This window comes from Methanothermococcus thermolithotrophicus DSM 2095, assembly GCF_000376965.1.
In the GTDB taxonomy this organism is placed as follows: domain Archaea; phylum AGJL01; class Methanococci; order Methanococcales; family Methanococcaceae; genus Methanothermococcus; species Methanothermococcus thermolithotrophicus.
Map to the genome: position 1 here is coordinate 16063 of NZ_AQXV01000046.1, position 18068 is coordinate 34130.

Sequence of the window (18068 nt, forward strand, 5' to 3'; positions counted from 1 at the left end):
TTGAGGAGTTATACTAAGTAATCCTTCTGCTGGAGAAACTACTGCCGCACCTGGTGGTAATTTTATAGACATCGAGAAATTTGAAGGAACTGCTGGGACACTCATGGATAGTAATTTCTTTCCCAGTTTATCCCATACTATATCACTATTAAATTCGATTTTTATTACTCCCCTTTCCCCTTTTTTTATTGGTTGTTCTAGTACAATAGTAATTTCTGTTGAGCCATCGTTGGAAACCGATGAGTAAGATTTGACACCTTTATCTGACTCGATAACCAAATCACTAATTTCCTGGGGAACAATATATGTTATGTCTTTAATTTCCTCAGAGTCATCATTGTATATCTTCAGAATTATGGTTTCGTGGATCTTGTTATTTTGATCTATTTCACATACGACGTTGTAGTCTTCGAATACAATGGCATTACTAAAATTCAAAGAACCGAGAAAGAAGATCAATATCAAAAATCCCCATAATTTCCTTTTAAGGTGCATTTTATTCTCCTCAAAATTTTTAAGGTGCATTTTGCTGCATTTTTAATGCAACTATAGAAGTTCTTTTTCAACAGCTTCTGATGCCCGAACCATATTTTTAAGTTTATTGTAGGCAACATCCAAAGGCAGGAGTCTCATACCACAATCGGGATCTATAATTATAGAATCCTTTAAATTATTTTTCAAATTATCATTATTCTTTAATATCTCTATTCCTTCATTTATTAAATCTTCTATTTCACTTACATCTTCGACAGTTTTTAATTTGGTGTTGATACATCCAAAACCTACTTTCTTTTCAATGAATTCAAGTATTTCTAAATTCTTTTTATTTGAAGCAAATTCATGGTCCAGTATATCTACATTAAACTTGTTTAAATCTTCAAATATGTCAACCACGTTTCCACAAACGTGCATAACAACAGGTACTTTTAAATTCTCAGTTATTTTATTGATAGCTCTTCTGGCAGTTTCTAAGTCATAGAGTCCTGTTGAGAGGATAGGTTCGTCTATTTGAATCATCTTAACATAATTTTGAATTGATTCAGCTTCTTTTTTTAGTGCAATAGACAAGTCATATATTAAGTTTTCATCCTTATTGTCTGAATAATAATTTTCAACCCTTATGGATGATGCAATAGTGCAGGGTCCGGTAATTATGCCCTTTACTCCCTTACCTGTTAAAGGTATTGAAGATCTTTTATTTCCATGACGTTCCCCTTTTGTTTTAGTTTTTAGGATGTTTAAGCTGTATTTTATATCCTTTAATGTTATGGGCTTCACATGTTCTATTTTGCCAACAACCTTTTTTCCTTCAAATCCATACATGCTGTTTATAAATATTTCTACCATGTCGCCTCTTACTTGGCCGTCACTTACTACATCGATACCTGCATTCAACTGGTCAATAACTGCTTTTTCTATGGCATAACTGTATTTATCATACATGCCGATTTTGTCCTTAATTTTCTCGATTAACCCTTCTGGTTCCTTTGTAACTACTGGATAACTTCCAACCACTGTTTTTATCATAAAGATCACCGTATAGTGTATATTGTAAAATTATAGTTATTATAGTTATATTCTATTAAATTAACAGATCTACAATCTCCATATTCTTAACAAGACCCATATCGGTTATTTTAAGTTCTGGAATTACAGGAAGTGTCAAAAACGACATTGATAAAAATATATTTTCAAAATCACTCCAATCTTTTGTTTTTTCTTCCAGAGATTCAGTCTTTCTCAAAATGTACTCCCCATCATCCCCCATAATTCCTGCAACGTTTAGCATTACATATTCAACAACTTTTCCATTCTCAACGGCCACAAATCCGCCGCCAATATCCTTTAAAAAATTAACTGCAACTGCCATATCTGCAGGATCGTTTCCAACCACAACAACATTATGACTGTCATGAGAGTATGACGATGCCAAGGTACCTCTTTTTAGAAAATCCACAACAAGGCCTTTTCCAATTCTATTTGTGTTTTTGTGCCTTTCAACAACGGCTATTCTGTTTAATTCTCTATCGTTTAGTTTCTCTTTTGCATCATCCAACTTTATAATTTTCTCTTTGGTTATTAATGAGTTATTTATTGGTTTTATTGCCCTACACCTTCTTATTTTAAAATCACTATGCCGATACTGATGATATAAACTATCAATACCGTTTATTAAAAAATCTTCTTCATTTTTGTAGTCATAATGTATCGTGTTTAGTTTTTTGATACTTTTGTTCTTTTGATTTAAATCATGGTTATTGTAGTTGTTATTGTTTAAGAGCTCATCTAAGAATTTCCCATTTACCATTATTTTACTAACTTTAAATTCATTTAAATCATCAAAAATTATCAAATTAGCTTCATTTGATGGTTTTATCCCTACATCAAAACCAAAATAATTACCTGGATTGATAGTTACCATCTGTATGGCTTCAACAGGTGAGACATATTTAGTGGCTTTTTTTAGTATATTTAGCATATATCCGTTTTTTAAATCCTTTGCAGAGATGTCATCACTAACCAACATCAAGTTTCTCATGTCGTTAATTTTTTCCCTTATTTTTAAAATATCTATATTCTTTGACGCAGAACCTTCCCTAACCATTATTTTTAATCCAAGTCTAAGCTTTTCAAGAGTCTCTTCAGGTTCTACACATTCATGATCAGACATTATTCCCTTTTCAATATACTTACAGAGCTCCAATCCAGTTAGCTGTGGGCAGTGGCCATCTATCAGTTTGTTATATCTTTTGGCAACTTCGATTTTTTCTAAAACTTCTTTATCTCCATTTATAACGCCTATGTAGTTCATAACCTCCCCAAGGCCAAGAATCCGATTATTATATTTAAATAGTTTCTCAATATCTTTTGCAGTAATTTCAGCTCCGTTAGTTTCCAAGGCTGTAGCTGGAACACAGGATGGAACCATTAAAAAAACGTTGAGGATTTTAGCATCGTTCAGCATAAATTTTATTCCATCAATTCCCAGAACATTTGCAATTTCGTGGGGATCTATTACGACCTTTGTAACTCCGTTTAAAAGCGCATATTTTTCAAATTCAGAGGGTATTTGGTGTGAAGATTCTATATGGATGTGGGAGTCTATAAAAGTCGGGGAAACATACTTTCCCTTTAAATCAATAACTTTATCCACTTTGTAGCCAATTGATGAATTATGAAATTCGTTAGAAATTTGGTCATTTAAATCTACAAAAGCTATTTTGCCATTTTGTATTCCAATATTCCCTTTTACTATTTCCCCTGTGTATATATCTACAATATTCCCATTTTTTAAAATTATCATAACAACACCTATGATAGCCATGAAATTAGAAAATCGAAGTTTTGTGCTAAGTCCTGTATACTAATTTTTGTAGTAAGTACATAGTTTTTGATTCATGGGAAGAAAATAAAATAGTAATAATAAATTTTTAAAATTAGATAATTTTGCCCTTTACCTTATTGATATCAAACTTTGCAGTATATGCGACAGCCATAACTGCTACTACTCCCGCCTGAACAGGGTCGGTAATCACCAGATCTGCAACTTTTGGAGCACTTCCAAACATGTTTAAGGATATTACATGAACGTCTGTTTTTTCCTTAAGTCTTTTTATGGCTTCAGTTATTTTTCCCCCCATTAAAGAGCCAGCAAGTACTAAAACTCCCACTCTTGGTAGTTTTTCAACAGCTAAAACTGCATCAGCTAAGTTTTCTTCCCCAACTACTGGCATGGTATCCACACTGATTCTTTCCCCCCTTATGTTGTGTCTATCTGCTTCGCTTATTGCACCTATGGCTACTTGAGACACCTGAGCTCCTCCGCCTACTATTATCACTCTTTTACCAAATATTTTTTTAAGACTATTGTGTATCTCAACATCGAGTACGCAGTCCAAGCTTCTTATATTTTCTATAAGTTTTTTTTCGTTGTCTATTCCTTCAATTTCCATATAAATTAATCCCTTATCTTTGTTTTTTATAAACTGCTGGGTGTATAGTATATTTCCATTTAACTTTGAGATAATTCCAGTCAGTTTATGTAGGACCCCTATTCTATTATCCGCAACCACCGTTAAACCAATCTCATCATGAAGGGAGTAGAGCTCCTTTTCAAATCCCATGTGCGGTTCTTTATCCTGTTTGTAGGTGTTGTTTATCTCCATAGTTATCCTCAATTATTGTCTGGTTTTCCCGTTAAGGATGTTGAAAATATTGATTTCCATAACTTGTTAAGGGTTTTGAAAACCTTTTGATATTCATAAATTACCCTAAATATCTTGGATTTCTTGCCATTTCCATTAATCGCCTTATCCTCTCTTCTGTTGGAGGGTGCGTTGAGAATAATTTAATTAAAGTATCTCCTTTAAATGGGTTTACTATGAACATATGCTCTGTTGCAGGATTTCCTTTTTCCATTGGGTGGTATCTAACCCCTTTTTCAAGTTTTGAAAGGGCATTTGCCAAATAGTATGGGTTGGATAGTTTCGCCCCGTCTTCGTCTGCAAAATATTCCCTCTGCCGTGAAATGGCAAACTGCACAAGTGTTGCTGCAATTGGGGCTAAAAATATAAATAACAAGGTACCTATCAGGTGTACTGGGTTATCTTCATCATCCTGCCCAAATCCAAAGAACATCCCCCACTGGAGCCAGTTTGCAATATAGACAATAGCTCCAGCCATTGTAGCAACAATTGTACTTACAAGTATGTCCCTATGTTTAATGTGGCTAATCTCGTGAGCTATCACTCCTTCGAGTTCTTCTTTTGATAGAAGACTTAAAATTCCCGTAGTAACCGCTACAACTGCATTCTTTGGACTTCTTCCTGTTGCAAAGGCATTTGGCGTTGGAGTATCAACTATGGCTATCTTCGGTTTTGGAATCCCTGCCTTATTGGCGATTTTTTCAACTATCCTGTGGAGTGTAGGGAATTCATGTTCATCTACTATTTTTGCACCGTAGCTCATTAAAACTAATTTATCGCTGTAGAAGTAAGCTATTAAGTTTGGCACCAATGCGAACATTATTGCCAGCACCGGATGGATGTTGAGCAACATAAATGCTCCATAAAGTAAACCTGTTAAAACTCCCATAAGTAAAATGACTTTTAGTGTGGCCATCATTTTCTCACGTTCCTATTTTTTGTTATTTTTTATTCTTATTATTTTTATGGTCGTTCTGCAATTAGATTTCATTTAACATACTTAAATTTTAAATAGTATTAAATATGCTTTAAATTTCAATTTAAAGAAATATTTATGGAATGTATTCGTAGAACGACTATATTACTGATATATTTTACAAACCATTGGATTTTTCAATATTGACAGAACATCATCCAGCTGATTTTTTTCGCAGATGCAGAATATCGTATTTCCAAGCATCGCCTGAGAAGCTCCGAGTGTAAATTTTAAGTCATCACATATTTCGAGTATTTTGTCATTTGCAAGTCCGGTATTTTTAGCAAAATAAAGAGAAAGATCCATGAAGTTTTTTAAAGTTGGCTTTTTCAAAAGTTTCCCAAGTAGCTCGTCGGAGGTCTTATTGATTTTATCTATCCAGTTGGGGTTGTTTATAATTGAGTCAGTTTCTTTTTTTCCGAGTATCTCAACTACTACATGGTAGTTTTCTATATCTTCAATATGAATTTTTTCAACAGATATTGGAAAACCTGGTTTTTTTCTTATTACAAAACCTTTGGTATATTGTGCAATAACATCACCTAGACCTGTACTACACTGTACTTCTGATATATGGGCCAACTTTACAATTGGATTTTCGATTTCATAATTATCTTTATTTTTATGGTTATATCTATTATCTTGATGATTATTTATAAACTTATATATTTCGCTCAACCCATATGCAGCTCCCAGTGTACAACTTCCAGAGGTTCCTAACCCACACCCAAGTGGGAAATCAGATTTATGAATAATATTGTAATCAAATTCATCTAAATTATAATATTCTTTGTAATTTTTAATTACTTCTTTAACTGGACATAAATCTATCTTTTCACCATTAAAATATATACCTCCCTTTCCTTCAACCAGTTCGGTGTATGTACCTTTGTTTAAATTTATGCCTGCCCCTGTAGAGCCTGTTTTTAATATATCGTCTTTATTTTTACATATTTTGAAAAAACCCGTGATATGACCCGGAATAAACATGTCAGCACCTGAAAATTCTTTTGAATATGGTAGTCAAACTTTTTGCACATATAATCGTTCTACAATATTTATACTCAATATTCTTTAAATTTCAATTATAACTAATACAGAATTATTGTAATTTGAATTTTTTAAAATCTTATATGTATAGTTTGTAGAATGACTATTCAAGAACATTGAAGTTTGATCAAAAAGTTATGATTTAATGACTTTTTGAGACCTCTTAACGCCAATATTGGCAGTTATGTGAAGACTACAACTGAAAAAAGAGGTGAATTTATATTAAATTTGGATAAAACTCAATTTATGATATATCCAATTTAAGACTGGAGAGCTCCTATAACTTTTGCCTTTATTGATTCGATATCATCAGAATACTTTCCTTGGGCAAGGTCGTCCTTACCTCCACCTTTGGCTATTGTTCTTATTAATTCTTTCATACTTAAGTTAACGTTTTTACCTCTCTTACAGAGGATATAGTTATTTTCATTTAGGAGTACGACAATTGAGTTTTCTCCTGTAATGTTGTCTGCAATTGACATTAATTCCTTCTGTGTTCCGGTTACTAATTCCACTAGAACATCATACTCTCCGACTTTTTCAAATTTGTTTGCGAGCTCGTATTTTTTAAATTCTCCAATTTTCTTTTGGAGCTCCTCGATAGTTTTCTTCTGTTCCTTCCATTCTTCGAAGAATCTTTTAACTGTTTTTGGGAGCTGAGTTGTTGGAACTCCCAGTATATCTGCAGATTCAATTAAGAAATCTTCAATTTTTTGAACTTCTTCAACTGAGTTTGTTCCACTTGTGTATTCCAGCCTTTCAACACCGTCTTGGATTCTTTCGGTTTTAAGTATTTTTATGAATCCTACTTCACTTGTATTTTCACAGTGTGTACCACCACAGGCTTCCACATCAGTACCTTCAATTTCAATTATTCTGAGTGTGTTGCCGGGTACAACCCCACCTTGGTATATTCTAAACCCATACTTTTGTTCTGCTTCGTTTCTGCTCATAAATGAAGATTTTACGTTTATTCCCTTTAGGACTATATCATTTGCTATTTTTTCAATTTCTTTTAGCTGTTCTCTTGTAATTCTTTCATAGTGGGTAATGTCCAACCTTCCTTTTTCAGTATCTACATTTGAACCTGTCTGCCAAACGTGTTTTCCTAAAACCTTCTGAGCTGCTGCGTTTATTATGTGGGTTGCAGTGTGGTTTCTCATGAGTTTTTCTCTGTTTATCCAATCTATTGTTCCTTTTACTATGTCTCCTTCTTTAAATCTACTTACTTCTGGGACCTTGTGATAAACTATTCCGTTTTTCTTTTGAACTTCTAAAACTTTTATATCGTTTAAATATCCTATGTCGTACTTTTGACCTCCACCTTCTGGGTAGAATATTGTTTTATCCAGTATAACATAGTCTCCAACTGTTCTCAATACTTTTCCTTCAAATTCTTTTTGTTTAGGATTCTTGTAGAATAAAAGTTCGGTTTCCGGTGCATCAACGTCAGGTAATTCTTGTTTTTTGGCTTTAGGTTCTTCTACACCCTCTTCTTCGTGTCTCTCTGCGACTATTGTATAGAAGTTGTCTGGGACTGTTACTTTTATTTCCTTCTTGCCCTTCTTATTTATTTCTTCAACGATATCCTGCACAACCTCTGGAGGTAGTCCATTACTGTCGTAGAGCTCGATTAAGTCATCCAATGATATTTCGGTTTTTGATTTAACCATTCTTTCGACAATTCCTCTTCCTCTGTTGATGGTTTGGATATATTTTTTCTCTTCAGCATCTACAACGTCCATTATATAATCTTTCATTTCCATTAGTTCTGGATAAAGGTCCTTTAAATCCTCGAGCTGCATGCATATTATTTCTTTGAGAGGTATGGAGATTCCAACTTTATCCATGTACCTTAAAGTTTTTCTTAAAACCAATCTTGCCAAATATCCTTCCCTTACGTTTGAAGGAACGATTCCATCTCCAAACATAAATGAAAGACATCTTGTATGGTCTGCAATAGCATAGATGTACTCCAATGGGCTCAATATCTTATCGAGCTCATTTACATCCATTCCGATTTTTTCAGCTACTTTTTTTCTTAGGACTCTTAAATCTCCAACGTTTTCAATATCCATCAATCCTGCAAGTGTGGCACTTTCTGCCAAAATTCTTTCAACATCCTGAGCGCTAGCAATGGAACTTGAATCCTGGCTTTCAAATATTTTATCTATACCTGCATTTTCCTTTAATTTTTTAACTATGTTGCCAAAGACAGCATCGTAAGCTGTAGGAGTGCCTTGTGAAGCCCATACAAATCTCTCAATACCGTAACCAGTATCCACTATTTTTAATGGAATTTCTTTGTAGGAGTCGCCTATTTTTTCATACTGCATGAAAACTAATGTGGCGAGCTCAACACCATGGGTTATAACTTCATAACAAGGTCCTGCGTTTCCTCCACCTTCCCACCAGCTCTCAATAAATGTAATTGATTTTTCATCTATTCCAAGTCTCTTCATGAAGTTGAAACAGAGCTCCACGGTTTTATCTGTCCAGTATTTGAAATCGTCTTCCTTGTTGAATGCGTGGTGAGCTGCCATGGTAAAGCAGGTCATGTGTCTACCTGTTCTTCCAACATTGTCTATATCGTTTAATCTTATACATGGTTGGGCAATTACAAGTGGATTTGCAACAGGTTCAACTATTCCTTTAGTTACCCAAGGCTGAAATACTGCAATAGATGCAATAGTTAAAAGGATATCGTCTCTCCATCTTCTTGCAATTACTGGAGACCTTTTTATTGGTGTGTGCCCATTTTCTTCAAAGAACTTAATGTATTCTTTAACCATTTCGTTGTAGGTGTATTTTTTCTTTGTTATTGGATTTCCGATAAATGAATACTTATCACAAGGACTGTCCCCGCAGGTTTCTCTATCTGGGTCCAATGTCCAGAAGTACTGTCCGCATTCCTTACATTTTTTTCTCATGAATCCCATTTCATCAAAGAGCTTAACTCTATAATCATGTTTTATTTCCACAGTGACCACCAGATAAATTTAAATTTAACTTAAGTTTATGGTGCATGTTTAAAAATTTTTCGTTGCATAAACTTTAAGTTAAGGAAAATAGAAAATATTTATAATTATTAACTTGTTTTAACTTGCTTATCTTCTTTCTAATCTTCTTTTGATTGCTATTAGTATGCTACCTATTAAAATTAGTGAAATAACTCTTATAGCCCACTCATAACTTGCCAATGTTTTTAACTGCTCTTTTTGTATTGTGCTATTTGTTGAATTTATAATATTATTATCAATTCCTAATTGGAAAAATGCCCTTAATGTTTGCCCAAGTAATTCATCATAATGTAAAATTGTAGTTTTTAATGGTTCTGGCGCACCATTATAAATGGATAAACCAATTGGTTTAATAATAACTTCCAAATTAATGTTTGGTAATAAAATAGGGAATGCAAACAACACAAAAATTAAAGAAATTACCAAAGGTTTTGCCATAGATTCTCCATAATTTGAAGTTGTCTTATATATGTCAAATGCAATTCCTTCTAAAATTTCTTTTGAATGTTTTAAATACTTTAAGATGTTGTTTCGAGCGTTATACAATATTATGGATGTTATCACTATTGTTAAAAATAATACGAATATAATTAGTGGATACGCACCCAATAATAATCCAACTATAGATAACATTATTAAACACATTGAAATTATAGGAATATCTTGATTTATCATATAGTTTCTAAATTTTTCATAATGTGGCATAGTGCTTTCTCTTATTAAATCCATTTCATAAATAAATAATTCAGACGCTTCAACATAAGTTCTATTATTTTCAAATGACATTCTTATGTCCCGATATTCTTTTACAACTGTCTCTTCCCTCAAATATGGTAAAAGAGTTTCTATAAAAATTTCTAAGAATAATGTATGGGCCTCATCATCTTCACAATTAATAATATTTTTTATTTTTGGCTTCATTCTATTAATTAATTTTTCTGATTCTTTCCGTTTTTCTTTTAGTTCATTTTCTAATTCTTTCCGTTTTTCTTTTAGTTCATTTTCTAATTCTTTAAGCTTTTTAACTTCTTTATCATATTCTATACTATCTTTGATTTTTTCTTTGTTATTTTTAATTGAGTATTTTAGTTCATTTATTTCTTCATTTACTTTTTTTATTTCTTCATTTACTTTTTCAATACTGTAGGTAAGTGTTTTAATTTCATTATTTTCCATTATTTCTATAATTTTTTCTTTATTTTCTTTAATTAATTTTAGTTCTCTTTCTAACTTTTTTATTTTATGATAATTTTCTTTTATCTCACTCATGTCTTCTTTAACTAACTTCAATAATAAATCGTCCAAAGTTCTATTATCGTTATTGTTTGTAATAATCGTTCTATTATCGTTATTGTTTGTAATAATCGTTGCGTTTTTTGTATCTGTTAGTAAGAATGAAGTTCTTGACAATGGGATATTAAAAAAAGTTGCAGAATTTTTAAAACTAACTGAGTTAAAAATTAAAATTCCTGCATTACACTCATTATTTTTATTTTTAAATGAAATAATGTCTTCAAAGATAATTTCTGAGAATACTGCCATCTTGAATGATATGTCCAGAAACTCTACTAATTTGAATATAGTTTCTGAAAATTTTGTGGATTTTTCAAATGTTAAATTTGAGAATTTAGCATACTTTTCAAAATACAAATCTATAAAATTGACATACTCCATAAATTCAGAATCAGATAATAATATATTGTTAAATTCTGAAGATTGTATGGTAATATTCCCAATAACATAGCTATTTGTTAATTTAAATTTTCTTTTAAACTCACATCCAATAACTTCAACATTCTTTTCAAATCTAATTCCATCAAATATAACTATGTAATTAAAAGAACAAGATTTAATATATACATCCCCTTTAAATACCGTTTCCATATCTTCTGTTTTGATATTGGGATATTCATTAGAAAATACAAAATCGCCATCACATATGCAAAATTCAAATGATACGCTTTTAAATTTAGTACCATAAAAATCCACATTTTTAAACTCAACTCCACGAAATAATACGCCAGTATTGAAATTGGAATATATAAATGAAGCGTTGTTAAATTTTGTTCCGATAAAATTAGTATATGCAGTATTATTTAGGTCTTCCTCATTGAAATTTTTACTAAAAAGAGATTTAATTTTTTCATCACTCGAACTGAATTTTGTCGAGATGAAATTAACACTATGATTAAATTCTGTTTCTTTAAATGATATTATACTTTCAAAACTACATGCAAATTCTGTATGGTTGTCAAATACTGATTTATCAAAACTAACAATATTTTTAAATACCATACTTTGGAAATAAGTTTCTCCTTTGAACTTACATTTTTCAAAATATGCCTGTGCATCAAATTCAGAGTTATAGAATGATGTTTTACCATGGAATTCGGATTCTTCAAAACTAACATTTTCAATAGCATTTATTGAATTATTATTGCTAAAATATGAACCAAAATGAACTTCTCCAAAAAATTTAACTTTTTTGAAAGAAACTCCATGTGAAAAATTAGAATATTTAAAACCAACTTCATCATTTTCAGATTTAAATAATAATCCTGAAAATTCAGCTTTTCCATAAAGCTCTGCTTCATCAAAAAAACATAAATGTTTGAATGTAACCCCTGAAAAATCAACATTCTTAAAATTGCTACTTCCATCATAATCTTTCATATATTCGCTAAATACCGTGTTGTTGAATCTTACCATTTCATGAAATTCAGAATTTCTAAAATCAGCATCTCTTACAAAAATAGAACTTGAAAAATTGGCTTCAGATTCAAATTTACAATTCATAGCTTTAAAATCCCCAACAACTTTACAATTCACAAATATAAATGGCTTTGAAAAAGTTAATTTTCCATTGTAATTATATCCCGGGATTGTTCTCTTACTATACGCTCCAGTATAAAAATTAACATGCCCTTTAAATTCAACATTTGTAAAATCAATTTTAATATCAATATCAATGCAAATATCCCCATTTTTTTCTTTTATTAATCTATTTTTTAAATTTTCTTCTTCTTTGATAATTTTATTGTAAATATCAACAATAGAAACGCTACCATCGATAACACAATCATTTAAATTAAAAACTTTTTCCTCACTCTTCAATGCGTTAATAAACTCTTCATAAAAATCTTCGTCTTTTTTATTTTTATCGTTGTAAATAATTTTAACATTCTCCATAATTCCCCCCAAATCATAAAAAAAGTATCAACTATCTAAAACAGACATCTGAAGTTCTTTCATGTATTTTGGATATCCGAGCTCCCCTCAATTTTATAAGTTTGACTGTATTTTGTGGTTCATTCCTCCCCCTTGCAGGAGCTCCGATTTTCTATTTTTTAGATGACCATATCAGACATTAAAGTTTTTGTTCAATCTTTTTAAGAATTTCTTTTATTTCATCTTGCCCTTTTATTATTGCATCCTGTCCTTTTTTAACCTCTTCCAAAACTCCAAAAATCATTTTAATGTATTTAACTCCTTCATCTAATTTTTTGTTTAATTCTATTAAGTCATCTGCTGAAATCCTATTTATTCCACTTGGAAACTCAATAAATGTATTTAGCTCTTTTTCTTCAATCTCCTCTATTTTAATTAAATTATCTTTTTTTTCCAAAAACTTTATACTTTTTTTAAAAAATTCTTTTAGTTCCTCATCATCAAAGTTTGCCAATATTCTAACAGTTCCATCCTCGTAGTTATAAACCACTCCATCAACGCCCAAACCTCTCCCTATGTCTTCTATCCTATCCCTGAACCCAACGTGTTGAACTTCCGGAGCTTTGCTTCGGGCTACAAAATCCGAAGGATTTTGTTCAATTCCGCATATTTTTAACTCATAGGTTGTAGCCATAACACCACCATTTAGTTCTTATTATGGTTATTATGTCATCATGATGATTATATAACTTATTCGATATAGTGTTTATTATGGCGGTGAGCTCCGAATTAACTTTCTTGATAATTAACCTTGTAAAAATAGAATAAAAAAGTAAAAAAATAGAATTATTTATTTAAAATGGACATCTGAAGTTCTTTCCAGCGTATTTAGGATATCCGAGCTCTTCTTCTATCCTAATTAATTGGTTATATTTTGCAGTTCTTTCTCCCCTTGCAGGAGCTCCTGTTTTTATCTGTCCAGCATTCAATGCAACAGCTAAATCAGCTATTGTTGCATCTTCTGATTCACCACTTCTGTGTGAAACTACAACCCCATAGCCGTTTCTAGATGCAAGGTTTGCAGCATCAATTGATTCTGAAAGTGTTCCTATCTGATTTACCTTTAACAATAATGCGTTACCTGCCCCAACTTCAATACCTTTTCTTAATCTTTCGGTGTTTGTAACAAATAAATCGTCACCAACAATCTGAATACCTTTTAATTCCTTTGTAATTGTTGCAAATCCTTCAAAATCTTCCTCATAAAGTGGGTCTTCAATTGAAACTATTGGATATTCATCTATTAATTCCTTGTAGAGCTCGATTAATTTTTCTTGAGGTACTTTTTCCCCGTTTATTATGTATGCCCCATCTTTTTCACTGTAGAATTCACTTGCTGCACAGTCAAGTGCAAATACTATTTCGTTTTCATAACCTGCCTTTTTAACGCTGTTAGATAGTAAATCTAAAGCTTCTCTTATGTCATTAATTGGTGGTGCAAATCCTCCTTCATCCCCAATATTGACCGCATCTTTTCCATATTTTTCTGAAATAACTTTTTTCAATGTTTGGTATGTTTCTGCACACATTCTTATGGCTTCTGCAATACTATCTGCACCAACCGGCATTATCATGAACTCTTGGAAATCTAAAGCGTTTCCAGCATGTTCTCCACCGTTTAAAACATTCATCATTGGTGTAGGCATTACATAGGAGTTGCATCCGCCAATGTACTTGTACAGTGGTAGTGAAGCGGTTTCTGCTGCAGCTTTAGCAACAGCCAATGAAACAGCCAATATTGCGTTTGCACCTAATTTACCTTTGTTGTCAGTTCCATCTAATTCTATCATTAATGTGTCGATTTCTCTCTGTAATCTTGAATCGTATCCTATTAACTCCGGCTTTATGATATTATTTACATTTTCAACAGCCTTTAAAACACCTTTGCCGCCAAATCTGTTTTCTCCATCTCTTAACTCCACAGCTTCGTGGGTACCTGTTGAAGCTCCACTAGGGACTATGGCTTTACCATATCCTCCTCCAAATGTTAATACTTCAACTTCAACTGTTGGGTTTCCCCTTGAATCCAATACTTCTCTTGCGTGAATATCGTATATGTCAAATGAATCATCTAGATTTTTTAACAAAATTTCACCTCCATAAAAATACTGTATATTTATTTTTAATGTAAAAATACACCAATATTGGTTTAATAATTTTATAATTGAGTTATGCACTTGAATGGATGAAAACCGAAGGTTTTTATTATATTTAGATCATCCTTCGCCTCTTGGATATGCCTTATAAATAAAAGTAGTTTAAAGTATAAAAACCATATTAAAAATCGAAGGTTTTTGATTTAGGTAGTTATTTATAATTTAAAAATCAATCTTTATATATCTTAAAGTTGTTTGGGGGATATGTTGAAAGAATATAATAATTTGATGGAAGTAGATGATAAAATAATCATAAAATCTATGAAAAAGGTATTTAGGGAAGAACTGGACGAAATGGAACAAGAATTAAGGAAGTTATATGATAAATACGATGTCAAAAGTAGCAAGGAGTTAGAGTTTAAGATTTCTGAAGGTTTTGTACATGGGGAGGATGTTAGGTTGGATTTAGATAGTATGAAGGAGCTCGAGGAAAACCTGAAAAAGGTAAGGTCTTATCTGAGAGACATAAATATGATGAGTTTATAATTTTCGTTGTTTAACGATTTTTAAACTCTTAATTTTTTATAATATCTTTATGTTAGTTGATTATGTTTAAGTGATACTATGAAAGTGGTAGTTACAAGACCTGAAGAAAAAGGAATTTATTTTGCTAAGCTATTGGATAGAGAAGGCTTTGAGCCCATATTAATCCCTACATTGGATCTCGTTTTTAAAGATGTTGAAGTGGATTTGGATAAATACGACTGGATAGTTTTTACGAGTCCAAGGGGTGCTGAAGGTCTCTTTAGAATTTTAAAAGAAGATGATTTAAAAAAGATAAAGGATAAAAAAATAGGGGCCATAGGTGTGGAAACTGCCAAAGAGTTTAAAAAAATTTTCAATAAAGATGTAGATGTGGTCCCTGAAAAATACACTGCAGAAAATCTATTGGAAGCCTTGCAAAAGGTAGTAAAGGAAGATGAAAAGATATTAATTCCCACAACCCCCTCAACAAGAGATGTTTTAAAGAAAAATCTCCCTAACGTTGATTTGGTTTTTGTGTATTCTTCTGAAGAACCTAAAGATATAAAAGAAAAGCTTGAAAAGTTAAAAGAAATTGTAAGGGAAGAAAAAGAAAATGGTAAAAAGATAGTTTTAACATTTACAAGTGGATTAACTGCAAAGAATTTCTTTAAGAATTCAGATGAGGAACTTTTAAACTTGTTAAAAGACCAGTATGTGGTTTCCATAGGTCCAATAACTAAAAAGAACGTTGATAAATATGGTTTTGATTCGTTAATACCTTCGGATGAATATACTATTAATGGAATGTTGAATGTGATTAAAAAACTAAGTGAATAACAAGGATAAGTAAAAATAGTAAAATGGCCAAAATATGACAATATGTATTCCAAATGGTGGTATTATGAAGATAGGGATATTGTCTGATACTCACGACCATCTACCAAATATAAGAAAAGCCATTGAACTTTTTAATCGTGAAAAAGTTGATTTAGTTGTTCATTGTGGTGATTTTGTAAGTTTGTTTGTTATAAAAGAATTTGAAAAATTAAACTCAAGAATCATTGCAACGTATGGGAACAATGATGGTGAAAGGGTAAAATTAAGAGAATGGTTAAAAGAACTAGATGAAGATAATGAATTGGAAGATTATCTTTCTTTTGAAGCCGATGGGCTTAAATTCTTCGTATTACACGGAACTAATAAGGAAATTCTGGATTTAATTATCGAGTCTAAAAAATATGACGTTGTTATTTATGGGCATACCCACGACAGGGTATTTGAAGAGATTGATGGTGTTTTAGTTATAAATCCTGGGGAATGTTGTGGTTATTTAACAGGATATTCTACTGTAGGTATTTTAAGCACCGAGTCAAGAGAATATCAGGAAATTGACTTAGAATCATTAGAATTTTAATTGATAATTTTTATATTTTATTAGTTGTTTTTTGTTTTACATTTATATTCTATTGAACAACCAAACATTATAAATATACCATAATATACTATGTTGATGTTTTTATTAGAGAGTTTTTAAGGTGATAAAGTGAAGGTTTTGCTTATTGGAGGCGGAGCAAGGGAACATGCTATTGCAGATGCATTAAAAAGAAACAAAGACGTTAAGTTATACACATTAATGAAAAATAAAAATCCCGGAATTGCAAAAATCTCAGAAAAAGTATCAATAAATAGTGAAACAGATTTAAATGCAATAAAGGAGTTTGTAAAAGAAGTTAATCCTGATTTGGCAGTAATTGGTCCAGAGGCACCACTAGGTGTTGGAGCTGCTGATTTACTCGGGGAAATGGATATCCCTACTGTAGGTCCAAAAAGGCTTCCAGCTCAAATAGAGACAAGCAAAGAATTCATGAGAAACCTATTTGAAAAATACGATATCAAAGGTTCTTTAAAGTACAAGGCATTTGATAGCTACTGCAGTGAGTTAGAGGAATTTATAGACGAAATGACTCAAATAGGCAAAGACGTTGTAGTTAAGCCAGTAGGTTTAACAGGCGGTAAGGGAGTTAAAGTTGTTGGAGAGCAGTTAAAGGACAATGAAGAGGCAAAAGAATATGCCAAGGAAGTTTTCGAGAAGAGTATAGGCGGAGGAAAAATAATAGTTGAAGAAAAATTGGTTGGTGTGGAATTTACACTTCATGGATTTGTAGATGGAAATAATATTGTTTTTATGCCGCCTGTTCAAGATCACCCACATGCCTATGAAGACGATGAAGGACCAATAACTGGTGGAATGGGTTCTTACTCCTGTCCAAACCACAGCCTACCATTTTTAACTGAAGAAGATTTAGAAGAAGCCAAGGAAATAATGAAAAACACCGTAAAAGCAATTAAAAAAGAAGTTGGACCTTACCACGGCTTTTTATATGGTCAGTTCATGCTTACCGTAGATGGACCTAAAATAATAGAGTACAATGCAAGATTTGGAGATCCTGAAGCTATGAACCTTTTACCAATATTAAAAACAGACTTTTTGGAAGTTTGTAAGGCAATAACTGAAGGTAATCTAGATAAAATTGATGTTGAGTTTGAAAATAAAGCTACAGTATGTAAGTATGTAGTTCCAAACGGCTATCCAGTGAATCCAGTTAAAAACAAAGAAATAACCGTAAATGAAGACAAAATAAAAGAAGCTGGGGCTGTGCTGTTCTATGCTTCAGTTAACGAAGAGGATGGAAAACTTTACATAACTGGATCCAGAAGTGCCGCTGTGGTAGGTATTGCAGATGATATTGAGGAAGCTGAAAAAATAGCTGAAAATGCCATTCAAAATATTAGTGGTGAAGTATTTTACAGAAAAGATATTGGAAGAACCAATTTAATAAAAAAGAAAGTTGAAAAGATGAATAAACTTAGAAATAAATAAAAACCAATTATAATTCAGTTAAGGGAATATTTATAAATAGTATTGAACCATAAGTTTTGTTACAATTATAATTAATTGCGATAGTAT

13 protein-coding genes are annotated in these 18068 nt (G+C 31.9%); 4 read left to right on the forward strand and 9 right to left on the reverse strand.

Translation table 11 applies throughout. The features are described from left to right. Nucleotides 1–546: 546 nt before the first annotated feature. From F555_RS0104285 to eno, 9 genes are all read right to left on the reverse strand, one after another. A complete protein-coding gene (locus F555_RS0104285) occupies nt 547–1527 on the reverse strand; it encodes a methionine synthase (protein ID WP_018153985.1) in 981 nt (326 codons plus the stop codon). 55 nt (nt 1528–1582) lie between these two features. After that, nucleotides 1583–3304 carry an adenine deaminase gene (gene ade / locus F555_RS0104290; RefSeq protein ID WP_018153986.1) on the reverse strand — a complete coding sequence of 574 codons (1722 nt, stop codon included), beginning with the start codon at nt 3302–3304 and terminating at the stop codon, nt 1583–1585. 133 nt (nt 3305–3437) lie between these two features. Next, a complete protein-coding gene (locus F555_RS0104295; RefSeq protein WP_050559939.1) occupies nt 3438–4124 on the reverse strand; it encodes a DUF5612 domain-containing protein in 687 nt (228 codons plus the stop codon). A gap of 142 nt (nt 4125–4266) precedes the next feature. Beyond that, nucleotides 4267–5124, reverse strand: a complete 858-nt coding sequence (locus F555_RS0104300) for a zinc metalloprotease HtpX (RefSeq protein WP_018153988.1) — start codon at nt 5122–5124, stop codon at nt 4267–4269. A gap of 162 nt (nt 5125–5286) precedes the next feature. Then, nucleotides 5287–6171, reverse strand: coding sequence for a pantoate kinase (locus tag F555_RS0104305; RefSeq protein ID WP_018153989.1), 885 nt, complete (start codon nt 6169–6171; stop codon nt 5287–5289). A 320-nt stretch (nt 6172–6491) separates the two neighbouring features. After that, nucleotides 6492–9212, reverse strand: a complete 2721-nt coding sequence (alaS, locus tag F555_RS0104310) for an alanine--tRNA ligase (protein WP_018153990.1) — start codon at nt 9210–9212, stop codon at nt 6492–6494. Between the two features lie 126 nt (nt 9213–9338). Beyond that, on the reverse strand, nt 9339–12440 hold the full coding sequence (locus F555_RS0104315; protein WP_018153991.1) for a pentapeptide repeat-containing protein: 3102 nt from the start codon (nt 12438–12440) through the stop codon (nt 9339–9341). Between the two features lie 178 nt (nt 12441–12618). Further along, nucleotides 12619–13113 carry an acylphosphatase gene (locus F555_RS0104320; RefSeq protein ID WP_018153992.1) on the reverse strand — a complete coding sequence of 165 codons (495 nt, stop codon included), beginning with the start codon at nt 13111–13113 and terminating at the stop codon, nt 12619–12621. 160 nt (nt 13114–13273) lie between these two features. Further along, nucleotides 13274–14566 carry a phosphopyruvate hydratase gene (gene eno, locus F555_RS0104325; RefSeq protein WP_018153993.1) on the reverse strand — a complete coding sequence of 431 codons (1293 nt, stop codon included), beginning with the start codon at nt 14564–14566 and terminating at the stop codon, nt 13274–13276. Between the two features lie 273 nt (nt 14567–14839). Here eno and F555_RS0104330 point away from each other — a divergent pair, with 273 nt between their 5' ends. The 4 genes from F555_RS0104330 to purD all read left to right on the forward strand — a co-directional run bounded on the left by F555_RS0104330 (nt 14840) and on the right by purD (nt 17981). Further along, nucleotides 14840–15121: a hypothetical protein gene (locus F555_RS0104330; RefSeq protein WP_050559938.1), complete on the forward strand. Its 282-nt coding sequence runs from the start codon at nt 14840–14842 to the stop codon at nt 15119–15121. 78 nt (nt 15122–15199) lie between these two features. Beyond that, nucleotides 15200–15937, forward strand: coding sequence for a uroporphyrinogen-III synthase (locus tag F555_RS0104335; RefSeq protein WP_018153995.1), 738 nt, complete (start codon nt 15200–15202; stop codon nt 15935–15937). 64 nt (nt 15938–16001) lie between these two features. Further along, on the forward strand, nt 16002–16514 hold the full coding sequence (locus F555_RS0104340) for an MJ0936 family phosphodiesterase (RefSeq protein ID WP_018153996.1): 513 nt from the start codon (nt 16002–16004) through the stop codon (nt 16512–16514). 129 nt (nt 16515–16643) lie between these two features. Next, the gene (gene purD / locus F555_RS0104345; RefSeq protein ID WP_018153997.1) at nt 16644–17981 is read left to right on the forward strand and encodes a phosphoribosylamine--glycine ligase; all 1338 of its coding nucleotides are present in this window, start codon (nt 16644–16646) and stop codon (nt 17979–17981) included. The last annotated feature ends 87 nt before the right edge of the window (nt 17982–18068 follow it).